Here is a 14,436-nt window from a genome sequence, read left to right as displayed (position 1 = left end):
CAGATCGATAACGCGCCGGAAGAAAAAGCTCGTGGTATCACCATCAACACTTCTCACGTTGAATATGACACCCCGACTCGCCACTACGCACACGTAGACTGCCCGGGCCACGCCGACTATGTTAAAAACATGATCACCGGTGCTGCGCAGATGGACGGCGCGATCCTGGTTGTTGCTGCGACTGACGGCCCGATGCCGCAGACTCGTGAGCACATCCTGCTGGGTCGTCAGGTAGGCGTTCCGTACATCATCGTGTTCCTGAACAAATGCGACATGGTTGATGACGAAGAGCTGCTGGAACTGGTAGAAATGGAAGTTCGTGAACTTCTGTCTCAGTACGATTTCCCGGGCGACGACACGCCGATCGTTCGTGGTTCTGCTCTGAAAGCGCTGGAAGGCGAAGCAGAGTGGGAAGCGAAAATCATCGAACTGGCTGGCTTCCTGGATTCTTACATCCCAGAACCAGAACGTGCTATCGATAAGCCGTTCCTGCTGCCAATCGAAGACGTATTCTCCATCTCCGGTCGTGGTACCGTTGTTACCGGTCGTGTAGAGCGCGGTATCATCAAAGTTGGTGAAGAAGTTGAAATCGTTGGTATCAAAGAGACTGCCAAGTCTACCTGTACTGGCGTTGAAATGTTCCGCAAACTGCTGGACGAAGGCCGTGCTGGTGAGAACGTTGGTGTTCTGCTGCGTGGTATCAAACGTGAAGAAATCGAACGTGGTCAGGTACTGGCTAAGCCGGGCTCTATCAAGCCGCACACCAAGTTCGAATCTGAAGTGTACATTCTGTCCAAAGACGAAGGCGGCCGTCATACTCCGTTCTTCAAAGGCTACCGTCCGCAGTTCTACTTCCGTACTACTGACGTGACTGGTACCATCGAACTGCCGGAAGGCGTTGAGATGGTAATGCCGGGCGACAACATCAAAATGGTTGTTACCCTGATCCACCCAATCGCGATGGACGACGGTCTGCGTTTCGCAATCCGTGAAGGCGGCCGTACTGTTGGTGCGGGCGTTGTTGCCAAAGTAATGAGCTAATTGCCGAATAACATTTGACGCAATGCGCAATAAAAGGGCATCATTTGATGCCCTTTTTGCACGCTTTCACACCAGAACCTGGCTCATCAGTGATTTTTTTTGTCATAATCATTGCTGAGACAGGCTCTGAAGAGGGCGTTTAGTCCGAAACGCACCAGAGCATTTCGGTTTGGATCGCCTCGCTTACGCGGGGTGAAAATGTTTGTAGAATACTTCTGACAGGTTGGTTTATGAGTGCGAATACCGAAGCTCAAGGAAGCGGGCGCGGCCTGGAAGCGATGAAGTGGGTTGTTGTCGCTGTATTGCTGCTTGTAGCTATCGTTGGCAACTACCTCTATCGTGACATGATGCTGCCGCTGCGTGCGCTGGCCGTAGTGATTCTGATTGCCGCAGCGGGTGGTGTCGCGCTGTTGACAACAAAAGGTAAAGCGACCGTTGCTTTTGCCCGTGAAGCGAGAACCGAAGTCCGTAAGGTCATTTGGCCAACTCGCCAGGAAACATTGCACACCACATTAATTGTGGCTGCGGTTACCGCAGTAATGTCACTGATCCTGTGGGGACTGGATGGTATTCTGGTTCGCCTGGTATCCTTTATCACTGGCCTGAGGTTCTAAGATGTCTGAAGCCCCTAAAAAGCGCTGGTACGTCGTTCAGGCGTTTTCCGGTTTTGAAGGCCGCGTAGCCACGTCGCTGCGCGAATATATCAAGTTACAAAATATGGAAGAGCTTTTTGGCGAAGTCATGGTGCCGACCGAAGAAGTGGTTGAAATACGTGGTGGCCAGCGTCGCAAGAGCGAACGTAAATTCTTCCCGGGCTATGTACTGGTCCAGATGGTGATGAATGATGCAAGCTGGCACCTGGTGCGCAGCGTGCCGCGTGTGATGGGCTTTATCGGCGGTACATCTGATCGTCCGGCGCCGATCAGCGACAAAGAAGTTGATGCGATCATGAACCGTCTGCAGCAGGTTGGCGATAAGCCGCGTCCGAAAACGATGTTTGAGCCAGGTGAAATGGTTCGTGTTAGCGACGGTCCGTTTGCTGACTTTAACGGCGTCGTTGAAGAAGTGGACTACGAGAAGTCTCGTCTGAAAGTTTCCGTATCTATCTTCGGTCGTGCGACTCCGGTTGAACTGGACTTCGCGCAGGTTGAAAAAGCCTAATACGCCGATCAAAAAAGCGACGATTTAATCGTTGCACAAGGCGCGAGATTGGAATACAATTTCGCGCCTTTTGTTTTTATGGATCCTATCCGTAAAACGAATTTAATCACGGGGAGCCTCTTCGAGGCGCTATAACCCAATCAGAGGAATTTAGAATGGCTAAGAAAGTCCAAGCCTATGTCAAGCTGCAGGTTGCAGCTGGTATGGCTAACCCGAGTCCGCCGGTAGGTCCAGCACTGGGTCAACAAGGCGTGAACATCATGGAATTCTGCAAAGCGTTCAACGCTAAGACTGACTCCATGGAAAAAGGTCTGCCGATTCCGGTTGTTATTACCGTTTACGCTGACCGTTCTTTCACTTTCGTTACCAAAACGCCTCCGGCAGCAGTTCTGCTGAAGAAAGCGGCTGGTATCAAGTCTGGTTCCGGCAAGCCGAACAAAGACAAAGTGGGTAAAATTTCCCGCGCTCAGCTGCAGGAAATCGCGCAGACCAAAGCTGCCGACATGACTGGTTCCGACATTGAAGCGATGACTCGCTCCATTGAAGGTACTGCACGTTCCATGGGCCTGGTAGTGGAGGACTAAGAAATGGCTAAACTGACCAAGCGCATGTCCGTGATCCGTGACAAAGTTGATGCTACTAAACAGTACGACATCAACGAAGCTATCGCTCTGCTGAAAGAGCTGGCCACTGCTAAATTCGTAGAAAGCGTGGACGTTGCTGTTAACCTCGGCATCGACGCTCGTAAATCTGACCAGAACGTACGTGGTGCAACTGTACTGCCGCACGGTACTGGCCGTTCCGTTCGCGTAGCCGTATTTACCCAGGGCGCAAACGCTGAAGCTGCTAAAGCTGCAGGCGCTGAGCTGGTAGGTATGGAAGATCTGGCTGACCAGATCAAGAAAGGCGAAATGAACTTTGACGTTGTTATTGCTTCTCCGGATGCAATGCGCGTTGTTGGCCAGCTGGGTCAGGTTCTGGGTCCGCGCGGCCTGATGCCAAACCCGAAAGTTGGTACTGTAACCCCTAACGTTGCTGAAGCGGTTAAGAACGCTAAAGCGGGTCAGGTTCGTTACCGTAACGACAAAAACGGCATCATCCACACCACCATCGGTAAAGTGGATTTTGACGCTGACAAACTGAAAGAAAACCTGGAAGCTCTGCTGGTTGCGCTGAAAAAAGCAAAACCGACTCAGGCAAAAGGCGTGTACATCAAGAAAGTTAGCATCTCCACCACCATGGGTGCTGGTGTTGCCGTTGATCAGTCCGGTCTGACTGCGACTGTGGCGAACTAATATTCGCCTTTACGTGGGCGGTGATTTTGTCTACAATCTTACCCCCACGTTTCTGCTAATTGCAGACGTATATCCGAGATATTCAGGCTGTGGCAAGGCGACAACTGAGTGAATCGCCAGGAGCATAGTTAACTATGTGACTGGTGTGAACGAAGACAGTCAACGCCGCCACAGATTGAATAACGACAGATAGACAAGATTTGTTCGTTGGAGCCTGGCCTATCCAGGCCTCCGTCGAAGACCGCAGGTGTTTCGTCAGAAACTTAATGCCCTGCGTAGACGGTGACAGAACGCTAAGATTATTTCTGATACTCTGGCTTGTTTCTGCTCACCGTATTTAGACGCTCTCTCCGTTGGGGAGAGTGAAGTGAGTTCCGGAACATGAGTTCCGGCAAACATCCAGGAGCAAAGCTAATGGCTTTAAATCTTCAAGACAAACAAGCGATTGTTGCTGAAGTCAGCGAAGTAGCCAAAGGCGCGCTGTCTGCAGTAGTTGCGGATTCCCGTGGCGTAACTGTAGATAAAATGACTGAACTGCGTAAAGCAGGTCGTGAAGCTGGCGTATACATGCGTGTTGTTCGTAACACCCTGCTGCGCCGCGTCGTTGAAGGTACTCAGTTTGAGTGCCTGAAAGACACGTTTGTTGGTCCGACCCTGATTGCATACTCTATGGAACACCCGGGCGCTGCTGCTCGTCTGTTCAAAGAGTTCGCGAAAGCGAATGCAAAATTTGAGGTCAAAGCCGCAGCCTTTGAAGGTGAGTTGATCACGGCATCGAACATCGATCGCCTGGCAACCCTGCCGACCTACGAAGAAGCAATTGCACGCCTGATGGCAACCATGAAAGAAGCTTCGGCTGGCAAACTGGTTCGTACTCTGGCTGCTGTACGCGATGCGAAAGAAGCTGCTTAATCGCAGTTATCTTTCTCAGGCATCTGCTTACGTATAAACTTATTCTGATTTTCAGGAACAATTTAAATGTCTATCACTAAAGATCAAATCATTGAAGCAGTATCCGCTATGTCCGTAATGGACGTTGTAGAACTGATTTCTGCAATGGAAGAAAAATTCGGTGTTTCCGCTGCTGCTGCTGTAGCTGTAGCTGCTGGCCCGGCTGAAGCTGCTGAAGAAAAAACTGAATTCGACGTAATTCTGAAAGCTGCTGGCGCTAACAAAGTTGCTGTTATCAAAGCAGTACGTGGCGCAACTGGCCTGGGTCTGAAAGAAGCTAAAGACCTGGTAGAATCTGCACCGGCTGCGCTGAAAGAAGGCGTGAGCAAAGACGACGCAGAAGCACTGAAAAAATCTCTGGAAGAAGCTGGCGCTGAAGTTGAAGTTAAATAAGCCAACTTTTCTGGTTGCAGCCTAAGAAATTAGGCTGATGGCTGGTGACTTTTTAGTCACCAGCCTTTTTGCGCTGTAAGGCGCCAGTAGCATTTCACACTGTTTGACTACTGTTGTGCCTTTCAATGCTTGTTTCTATCGACGTCTTAATATACTGCGACAGAGCGTCCGTTCTGTGTAAATCGCAATGAAATGGTTTAAGCGTGATAGCAACAGGCATTGCGGAAAGTATTCGATTTTCCGGTCAACAAAATAGTGTTGCACAAACTGTCCCTTCGTCGGACAGATGGGTCGACTTGTCAGCGAGCTGAGGAACCCTAATGGTTTACTCCTATACCGAGAAAAAACGTATTCGTAAGGATTTTGGTAAACGTCCACAAGTACTGGACATACCTTATCTCCTTTCTATCCAGCTTGACTCGTTTCAGAAGTTCATCGAGCAAGATCCTGAAGGGCAGTATGGTCTGGAAGCAGCCTTCCGTTCCGTTTTCCCGATTCAGAGCTATAGCGGTAATTCCGAGCTGCAATACGTCAGCTACCGCCTTGGCGAACCGGTGTTTGACGTTCAGGAATGTCAGATCCGTGGCGTGACCTATTCCGCACCGCTGCGCGTAAAACTGCGTCTGGTGATCTACGAGCGCGAAGCGCCGGAAGGCACCGTAAAAGACATTAAAGAACAAGAAGTCTACATGGGCGAAATTCCGCTCATGACTGACAACGGTACCTTTGTTATCAACGGTACTGAACGTGTTATCGTTTCTCAGCTGCACCGTAGTCCTGGCGTCTTCTTTGACTCCGACAAAGGTAAAACCCACTCTTCGGGTAAAGTGCTGTATAACGCGCGCATCATTCCTTACCGTGGTTCCTGGCTGGACTTCGAATTCGATCCGAAGGACAACCTGTTCGTACGTATTGACCGTCGCCGTAAACTGCCTGCGACCATCATTCTGCGTGCGCTGAACTACACCACTGAGCAGATCCTTGATCTGTTCTTTGAGAAAGTTGTTTTCGAAATTCGTGACAACAAGCTGCAGATGGAACTGGTGCCGGAACGCCTGCGTGGTGAAACCGCCTCCTTTGACATCGAAGCTAATGGCAAAGTCTACGTCGAAAAAGGCCGTCGCATCACTGCGCGCCACATTCGCCAACTGGAAAAAGACGATATCAAACATATCGAAGTTCCGGTTGAATACATTGCTGGTAAAGTTGCGGCTAAAGACTACGTTGACGAATCTACTGGCGAGCTGATCTGCGCAGCTAACATGGAGCTGAGCCTGGATCTGCTGGCTAAGCTGAGCCAGTCTGGCCACAAACGTATCGAAACGCTGTTCACTAACGATCTGGACCACGGTCCGTACATTTCTGAAACTGTACGCGTCGACCCAACCAACGATCGTCTGAGCGCGCTGGTAGAAATCTACCGCATGATGCGCCCTGGTGAGCCGCCGACTCGTGAAGCTGCTGAAAGCCTGTTTGAGAACCTGTTCTTCTCCGAAGACCGCTATGACCTGTCTGCGGTTGGTCGTATGAAGTTCAACCGTTCTCTGCTGCGCGACGAAATCGAAGGTTCCGGTATCCTGAGCAAAGACGACATCATCGAAGTGATGAAGAAGCTCATCGATATCCGTAACGGTAAAGGCGAAGTCGATGATATCGACCACCTCGGCAACCGTCGTATCCGTTCCGTAGGCGAAATGGCGGAAAACCAATTCCGCGTTGGCCTGGTGCGTGTTGAGCGTGCGGTGAAAGAGCGTCTGTCTCTGGGCGATCTGGATACCCTGATGCCTCAGGATATGATCAACGCCAAGCCGATTTCTGCAGCAGTGAAAGAGTTCTTTGGTTCCAGCCAGCTGTCTCAGTTTATGGACCAGAACAACCCGCTGTCTGAGATTACGCACAAACGTCGTATCTCTGCACTCGGCCCAGGCGGTCTGACCCGTGAGCGTGCAGGCTTCGAAGTTCGAGACGTACACCCGACTCACTACGGTCGCGTATGTCCAATCGAAACGCCTGAAGGTCCGAACATCGGTCTGATCAACTCCCTGTCCGTGTACGCACAGACTAACGAATATGGTTTCCTCGAGACGCCGTACCGTAAAGTAACCGACGGTGTTGTAACTGACGAAATTCATTACCTGTCTGCTATCGAAGAAGGTAACTACGTTATCGCTCAGGCGAACTCCAACCTGGATGACGAAGGCCACTTTGTAGAAGACCTGGTTACCTGCCGTAGCAAAGGCGAATCCAGCTTGTTCAGCCGCGACCAGGTTGACTACATGGACGTATCCACCCAGCAGGTGGTATCCGTCGGTGCGTCCCTGATCCCGTTCCTGGAACACGATGACGCCAACCGTGCATTGATGGGTGCGAACATGCAACGTCAGGCGGTTCCGACTCTGCGCGCTGATAAGCCGCTGGTTGGTACCGGTATGGAACGTGCTGTTGCCGTTGACTCCGGTGTTACTGCAGTTGCTAAACGTGGCGGTACTGTTCAGTACGTGGATGCTTCCCGTATCGTTATCAAAGTTAACGAAGACGAGATGTACCCGGGCGAAGCAGGTATCGACATTTATAACCTGACCAAATACACCCGTTCTAACCAGAACACCTGTATCAACCAGATGCCTTGCGTATCTCTGGGCGAGCCGGTTGAACGTGGTGATGTGCTGGCAGACGGTCCATCCACCGACCTCGGTGAACTGGCGCTGGGTCAGAACATGCGCGTGGCATTCATGCCATGGAATGGTTATAACTTCGAAGACTCCATCCTCGTATCCGAGCGTGTTGTCCAGGAAGACCGTTTCACCACCATCCACATCCAGGAACTGGCATGTGTGTCTCGTGACACCAAGCTGGGGCCGGAAGAGATCACCGCTGACATCCCGAACGTAGGTGAAGCTGCGCTCTCCAAACTGGATGAATCCGGTATCGTTTATATCGGTGCGGAAGTGACCGGTGGCGACATTCTGGTTGGTAAGGTAACGCCGAAAGGTGAAACCCAGCTGACGCCAGAAGAGAAGCTGCTGCGTGCGATCTTCGGTGAGAAAGCGTCTGACGTTAAAGACTCTTCTCTGCGCGTGCCAAACGGTGTTTCCGGTACGATTATCGACGTTCAGGTCTTTACTCGCGATGGCGTAGAAAAAGACAAACGTGCGCTGGAAATCGAAGAGATGCAGCTGAAGCAGGCGAAAAAAGACCTGTCTGAAGAACTGCAGATCCTCGAAGCTGGCCTGTTCAGCCGTATCTACGCTGTGCTGGTTTCCGGTGGTGTTGAAGCTGAGAAGCTCGACAAACTGCCGCGTGACCGCTGGTTAGAACTCGGCCTGACCGACGAAGAGAAACAGAATCAGCTGGAACAGCTGGCTGAACAGTACGACGAACTGAAGCACGAGTTTGAGAAAAAACTCGAAGCGAAACGCCGTAAAATCACTCAGGGCGACGATCTGGCACCGGGCGTGCTGAAGATTGTTAAGGTTTATCTGGCGGTTAAACGTCGGATCCAGCCTGGTGATAAGATGGCAGGTCGTCACGGTAACAAGGGTGTTATCTCTAAGATCAACCCGATCGAAGATATGCCACACGATGCTAACGGTACACCGGTAGATATCGTACTGAACCCGCTGGGCGTACCATCGCGTATGAACATCGGTCAGATCCTTGAAACCCACCTGGGTATGGCTGCGAAAGGTATTGGCGATAAGATCAACGCCATGCTGAAACAGCAGCAAGAAGTCGCGAAACTGCGCGAATTCATCCAGCGTGCTTACGATCTGGGTTCAGATGTTCGTCAGAAAGTTGACCTGAATACCTTCAGCGATGAAGAAGTTCTGCGTCTGGCTGAAAACCTGAAAAAAGGTATGCCGATCGCAACGCCGGTCTTCGACGGTGCGAAAGAGTCTGAAATCAAGGAACTGTTACAGCTGGGTGGCCTGCCGACTTCCGGTCAGATCACACTGTTCGACGGTCGTACCGGTGAGCAGTTCGAGCGCCAGGTTACCGTTGGCTACATGTACATGCTGAAACTGAACCACCTGGTTGATGACAAAATGCATGCGCGTTCTACCGGTTCTTACAGCCTGGTTACTCAGCAGCCGCTGGGTGGTAAGGCGCAGTTCGGTGGTCAGCGCTTCGGGGAGATGGAAGTGTGGGCGCTTGAAGCATACGGCGCGGCATACACCCTGCAGGAAATGCTCACCGTTAAGTCTGATGACGTGAACGGTCGTACTAAGATGTATAAAAACATCGTGGACGGCAACCATCAGATGGAACCAGGCATGCCGGAATCCTTCAACGTACTGTTGAAAGAGATTCGTTCGCTGGGTATCAACATCGAGCTGGAAGACGAGTAACTCTCGATCAAACAGGTCACTGGTGCTGGCGTAACTGCCAGCGCCAGATTGTGCTAACTCCGACGGGAGCAAATCCGTGAAAGATTTATTAAAGTTTCTGAAAGCGCAGACTAAAACCGAAGAGTTTGATGCGATCAAAATTGCTCTGGCCTCGCCAGACATGATCCGTTCATGGTCTTTCGGTGAAGTTAAGAAGCCGGAAACCATCAACTACCGTACGTTCAAACCTGAACGTGACGGCCTTTTCTGCGCCCGTATCTTTGGGCCAGTAAAAGACTATGAGTGCCTGTGCGGTAAGTACAAGCGCCTGAAACACCGTGGTGTGATCTGTGAGAAGTGCGGCGTTGAAGTGACCCAGACTAAAGTACGCCGTGAGCGTATGGGCCACATTGAGCTGGCGTCTCCGACCGCTCACATTTGGTTCCTGAAATCTCTGCCGTCCCGTATCGGTTTGCTGCTCGATATGCCGCTGCGTGATATCGAACGCGTACTGTACTTCGAATCTTATGTGGTTATCGAAGGCGGTATGACTAACCTGGAACGTCAACAGATCCTGACTGAAGAGCAGTATCTGGACGCGCTGGAAGAGTTCGGTGACGAATTCGACGCGAAGATGGGTGCGGAAGCAATCCAGGCCCTGCTGAAGAGCATGGATCTGGAGCAAGAGTGTGAAACTCTGCGCGAAGAGCTGAACGAAACCAACTCCGAAACCAAGCGTAAGAAGCTGACCAAGCGTATCAAACTGCTGGAAGCCTTCGTACAGTCTGGCAACAAGCCAGAGTGGATGATCCTGACCGTTCTGCCGGTTCTGCCGCCAGATCTGCGTCCGCTGGTTCCGCTGGATGGTGGTCGTTTCGCGACTTCTGACCTGAACGATCTGTATCGTCGCGTCATTAACCGTAACAACCGTCTGAAGCGCCTGCTGGATCTGGCTGCGCCAGATATCATCGTACGCAACGAAAAACGTATGCTGCAGGAAGCGGTCGACGCCCTGCTGGATAACGGTCGTCGCGGTCGTGCGATCACCGGTTCTAACAAACGTCCTCTGAAATCTTTGGCCGACATGATCAAAGGTAAACAGGGTCGTTTCCGTCAGAACCTGCTCGGTAAGCGAGTTGACTACTCCGGTCGTTCTGTAATCACCGTAGGTCCATACCTGCGTCTGCATCAGTGCGGTCTGCCGAAGAAAATGGCACTGGAACTGTTCAAACCGTTCATTTACGGCAAGTTGGAACTGCGTGGCCTCGCCACCACCATCAAAGCCGCGAAGAAAATGGTTGAGCGTGAAGAAGCTGTCGTTTGGGATATCCTGGACGAAGTTATCCGCGAACACCCGGTACTGTTGAACCGTGCGCCAACCCTGCACCGTCTGGGTATCCAGGCATTTGAACCGGTACTGATCGAAGGTAAAGCTATCCAGCTGCACCCGCTGGTTTGTGCGGCATATAACGCCGACTTCGATGGTGACCAGATGGCTGTTCACGTACCGCTGACGCTGGAAGCCCAGCTCGAAGCGCGTGCGCTGATGATGTCTACCAACAACATCCTGTCTCCGGCGAACGGCGAACCTATCATCGTTCCGTCTCAGGACGTTGTATTGGGTCTGTATTACATGACCCGTGACTGTGTTAACGCTAAAGGCGAAGGCATGGTGCTGACTGGCCCGAAAGAAGCTGAGCGTATTTATCGCGCTGGCCTGGCCTCTCTGCATGCGCGCGTTAAAGTGCGTATCACTGAATATGAAAAAGATGAAAACGGCGAATTCGTTGCGCACACCAGCCTGAAAGACACGACCATTGGTCGCGCCATTCTGTGGATGATCGTACCGAAAGGTCTGCCTTTCTCCATCGTCAACCAGGCGCTGGGCAAGAAAGCAATCTCCAAAATGCTGAACACCTGTTACCGCATTCTGGGCCTGAAGCCGACCGTTATCTTCGCTGACCAGACAATGTATACCGGTTTTGCTTATGCAGCGCGTTCCGGTGCATCTGTTGGTATTGATGACATGGTCATCCCAGAGAAGAAACACGAGATCATCTCTGAAGCGGAAGCTGAAGTTGCTGAGATCCAGGAGCAGTTCCAGTCTGGTCTGGTAACCGCAGGCGAACGCTATAACAAAGTTATCGATATCTGGGCTGCGGCGAACGATCGTGTATCCAAAGCGATGATGGATAACCTGCAAACCGAAACCGTGATTAACCGTGACGGCGTAGAAGAGCAGCAGGTTTCCTTCAACAGCATCTACATGATGGCTGACTCCGGTGCGCGTGGTTCTGCAGCACAGATTCGTCAGCTGGCTGGTATGCGTGGTCTGATGGCGAAGCCAGATGGCTCCATCATCGAAACGCCAATCACCGCGAACTTCCGTGAAGGTCTGAACGTACTCCAGTACTTCATCTCTACTCACGGTGCGCGTAAAGGTCTGGCGGATACCGCACTGAAAACAGCGAACTCCGGTTATCTGACTCGTCGTCTGGTTGACGTCGCGCAGGACCTGGTAGTTACTGAAGACGATTGCGGCACGCTGGAAGGCATCACCATGACCCCGGTTATCGAGGGTGGTGACGTTAAAGAACCGCTGCGCGATCGCGTTCTGGGTCGTGTGACTGCTGAAGACGTTCTGAAGCCGGGTACGGCGGACATTCTGGTTCCACGCAACACGCTGCTGCACGAACAGTGGTGTGACCTGTTGGAAGAGAACTCCGTTGACTCCGTCAAAGTACGTTCCGTTGTATCCTGTGACACCGACTTTGGTGTGTGTGCGCACTGCTACGGTCGTGACCTGGCGCGTGGCCACATCATCAACAAAGGTGAAGCAATCGGCGTTATCGCGGCACAGTCCATCGGTGAACCGGGTACACAGCTGACGATGCGTACGTTCCACATCGGTGGTGCGGCATCCCGTGCGGCTGCTGAATCCAGCATCCAGGTGAAAAACAAAGGTAGCATCCGTCTGAGCAATGCGAAGTCGGTTGTTAACTCCAGCGGTAAACTGGTTATCACTTCACGTAACACCGAACTGAAACTGATCGACGAATTCGGCCGTACCAAAGAAAGCTATAAAGTGCCTTACGGCTCCGTTATGGCGAAGGGTGATGGCGAACAGGTTGCTGGCGGCGAAACCGTAGCAAACTGGGATCCGCACACCATGCCGGTTATCACCGAAGTAAGTGGCTTCGTCCGCTTCACTGACATGATCGACGGCCAGACCATTACTCGTCAGACCGACGAGCTGACCGGTCTGTCTTCTCTGGTGGTTCTGGATTCTGCAGAGCGTACTGCGGGTGGTAAAGACCTGCGTCCGGCACTGAAAATTGTTGATGCTCAGGGCAACGACGTTCTGATCCCTGGCACCGATATGCCGGCTCAGTACTTCCTGCCGGGTAAAGCGATTGTTCAGCTGGAAGATGGCGTTCAGATCAGCTCTGGTGACACCCTGGCGCGTGTACCGCAGGAATCCGGCGGTACCAAGGATATCACCGGTGGTCTGCCGCGCGTTGCGGACTTGTTCGAAGCCCGTCGTCCGAAAGAGCCGGCAATCCTGGCTGAAATCAGCGGTATCATTTCCTTCGGTAAAGAAACCAAAGGGAAACGTCGTCTGGTTATTACCCCGGTAGACGGTAGCGAACCGTACGAAGAGATGATTCCGAAATGGCGTCAGCTCAACGTGTTCGAAGGTGAACGTGTAGAACGTGGTGACGTGGTTTCCGACGGTCCGGAAGCGCCGCACGACATCCTGCGTCTGCGTGGTGTGCATGCTGTAACTCGTTACATCGTTAACGAAGTTCAGGACGTATACCGTCTGCAGGGCGTTAAGATTAACGATAAACACATTGAAGTTATCGTTCGTCAGATGCTGCGTAAAGCCACCATCGAAAGCGCTGGTAGCTCCGACTTCCTGGAAGGCGAGCAGGTTGAATACTCCCGCGTCAAGATTGCCAACCGCGATCTGGAAGCGAACGGCAAAGTGGGTGCAACGTTCTCCCGCGATCTGCTGGGTATCACCAAAGCGTCTCTGGCAACCGAGTCCTTCATCTCTGCAGCATCGTTCCAGGAAACCACGCGTGTCCTGACCGAAGCCGCTGTTGCAGGTAAACGTGATGAACTGCGTGGTCTGAAAGAGAACGTCATCGTGGGTCGTCTGATCCCGGCAGGTACCGGTTACGCGTACCACCAGGATCGTATGCGCCGTCGCGCAGCGGGCGAACTGCCAGCTGCTCCGCAGGTGACTGCTGAAGATGCGTCTGCCAGCCTGGCAGAACTGCTGAACGCAGGCCTGGGCGGTTCTGACAACGATTAATCGTTGCTGACCATAATAAAAAACCCGCTTCGGCGGGTTTTTTTATGTCTGTTAACTGGCTGGCGGTAACCGCCGATACAGCTCAATCATATCGCCCGCCAAATCCTGAATCACCATCGCGTTCATCAGATGGTCCTGCGAATGGACGGTAATAAGATTAACCGGTAGCTTGCCGGTACCTTCGTCAATTCCGATCAGCTGGGTCTGGATTTTATGCGCTTGCTTAACGTACTCGCGTGATTCTGTCATCGCTTGTTCTGCCCCAGCGAAATCACCTTTACGCGCCAGTTGCAGCGCTGTCAGGGCCTGACTGCGTGCAGCGCCGGCATTTACCAATAATTCCATGATGATTGTTTCTAACTCTTCCATGCCATCACTCCAGTAGTTTCAGCGCCTTGTCCAGTACGGCATCGCCTTTCATCATGCCGTAATCCATCATATCGATGACGGCGACCTTTTTTCCCAGCGGGTCGGCGAGCGTCTGCAGCTTGGCCTGCTCATACTTAACTTGTGGACCGAGCAACACGATATCCGCAGTGGCGATATTCTCTTCAAACTCAGCCACCGGCACTGCTTTTATAGTGACGTCGACCCCTCTTTTCTGGGCGGCGTCTTTCATCCTTTGCACCAGCATGCTGGTGGACATTCCGGCGGCACAGCATAAAACGATGTTTTTCATAAGCAGTCTCGATCAACATGTGTGGGTTGATAATTATCGCGAGCCAGCGGTAGCAACAACTGCTTTGCAGCAATTGTGTGCAAGGTATCACAAAGAAAAGCGCTTTTTCTGAAACCGGTTACAGGAAGAGATAAAACCCTACGTTCTGGACCAAGGCCAGTGGCTTTTGATTCGCTTATCCCATGCGGGAATATATAATTACTGTCAATAAAGACATGTTATAAAAAACAGTATTGACAGCGTTTTTTAAACCCGTAAGTTAATACT

Annotated in this window: 11 protein-coding genes; 9 read left to right on the top strand and 2 right to left on the bottom strand. The window is 51.9% G+C overall.

Annotated elements, in window-relative coordinates:
* The 9 genes from tuf to rpoC all read left to right on the top strand — a co-directional run.
* Positions 1 to 1,041, top strand: a 1,041-nt coding sequence (gene tuf / locus OGY15_RS03050) for an elongation factor Tu (RefSeq protein ID WP_058842576.1), incomplete at its 5' end; no start/stop codon positions are given.
* A gap of 230 nt (positions 1,042 to 1,271) precedes the next feature.
* A complete protein-coding gene (gene secE / locus OGY15_RS03045; protein WP_003033128.1) occupies positions 1,272 to 1,655 on the top strand; it encodes a preprotein translocase subunit SecE in 384 nt (127 codons plus the stop codon).
* Between the two features lies 1 nt (position 1,656).
* Positions 1,657 to 2,202: a transcription termination/antitermination protein NusG gene (nusG, locus tag OGY15_RS03040; RefSeq protein ID WP_003033125.1), complete on the top strand. Its 546-nt coding sequence runs from the start codon at positions 1,657 to 1,659 to the stop codon at positions 2,200 to 2,202.
* 155 nt (positions 2,203 to 2,357) lie between these two features.
* A complete protein-coding gene (rplK, locus tag OGY15_RS03035) occupies positions 2,358 to 2,786 on the top strand; it encodes a 50S ribosomal protein L11 (protein WP_003033122.1) in 429 nt (142 codons plus the stop codon).
* 3 nt (positions 2,787 to 2,789) lie between these two features.
* The gene (gene rplA, locus OGY15_RS03030; RefSeq protein ID WP_005132897.1) at positions 2,790 to 3,497 is read left to right on the top strand and encodes a 50S ribosomal protein L1; all 708 of its coding nucleotides are present in this window, start codon (positions 2,790 to 2,792) and stop codon (positions 3,495 to 3,497) included.
* A 414-nt stretch (positions 3,498 to 3,911) separates the two neighbouring features.
* On the top strand, positions 3,912 to 4,409 hold the full coding sequence (gene rplJ / locus OGY15_RS03025) for a 50S ribosomal protein L10 (protein ID WP_005132895.1): 498 nt from the start codon (positions 3,912 to 3,914) through the stop codon (positions 4,407 to 4,409).
* A 66-nt stretch (positions 4,410 to 4,475) separates the two neighbouring features.
* Complete coding sequence (rplL, locus tag OGY15_RS03020) at positions 4,476 to 4,841, top strand: 50S ribosomal protein L7/L12 (protein ID WP_000028882.1); 366 nt, start codon at positions 4,476 to 4,478, stop codon at positions 4,839 to 4,841.
* 320 nt (positions 4,842 to 5,161) lie between these two features.
* Entirely contained in the window at positions 5,162 to 9,190 is a 4,029-nt protein-coding gene (rpoB, locus tag OGY15_RS03015) for a DNA-directed RNA polymerase subunit beta (protein ID WP_003033111.1), read from the top strand.
* 76 nt (positions 9,191 to 9,266) lie between these two features.
* Positions 9,267 to 13,490, top strand: a complete 4,224-nt coding sequence (gene rpoC / locus OGY15_RS03010; RefSeq protein WP_006688360.1) for a DNA-directed RNA polymerase subunit beta' — start codon at positions 9,267 to 9,269, stop codon at positions 13,488 to 13,490.
* A 51-nt stretch (positions 13,491 to 13,541) separates the two neighbouring features.
* On the opposite strand, the gene OGY15_RS03005 is transcribed toward rpoC, so the two are convergent.
* Both OGY15_RS03005 and OGY15_RS03000 read right to left on the bottom strand, forming a co-directional pair.
* Positions 13,542 to 13,859: a PTS lactose/cellobiose transporter subunit IIA gene (locus tag OGY15_RS03005; protein ID WP_151218800.1), complete on the bottom strand. Its 318-nt coding sequence runs from the start codon at positions 13,857 to 13,859 to the stop codon at positions 13,542 to 13,544.
* Positions 13,860 to 13,863: 4 nt separating this feature from the next.
* A complete protein-coding gene (locus tag OGY15_RS03000; RefSeq protein ID WP_151218799.1) occupies positions 13,864 to 14,169 on the bottom strand; it encodes a PTS sugar transporter subunit IIB in 306 nt (101 codons plus the stop codon).
* Positions 14,170 to 14,436 lie beyond the last annotated feature (267 nt).

The organism is Citrobacter sp. Cu231 (assembly GCF_030332265.1).
GTDB lineage: Bacteria > Pseudomonadota > Gammaproteobacteria > Enterobacterales > Enterobacteriaceae > Citrobacter > Citrobacter meridianamericanus.
This window is presented reverse-complemented; position numbering and strand designations above follow the sequence as displayed.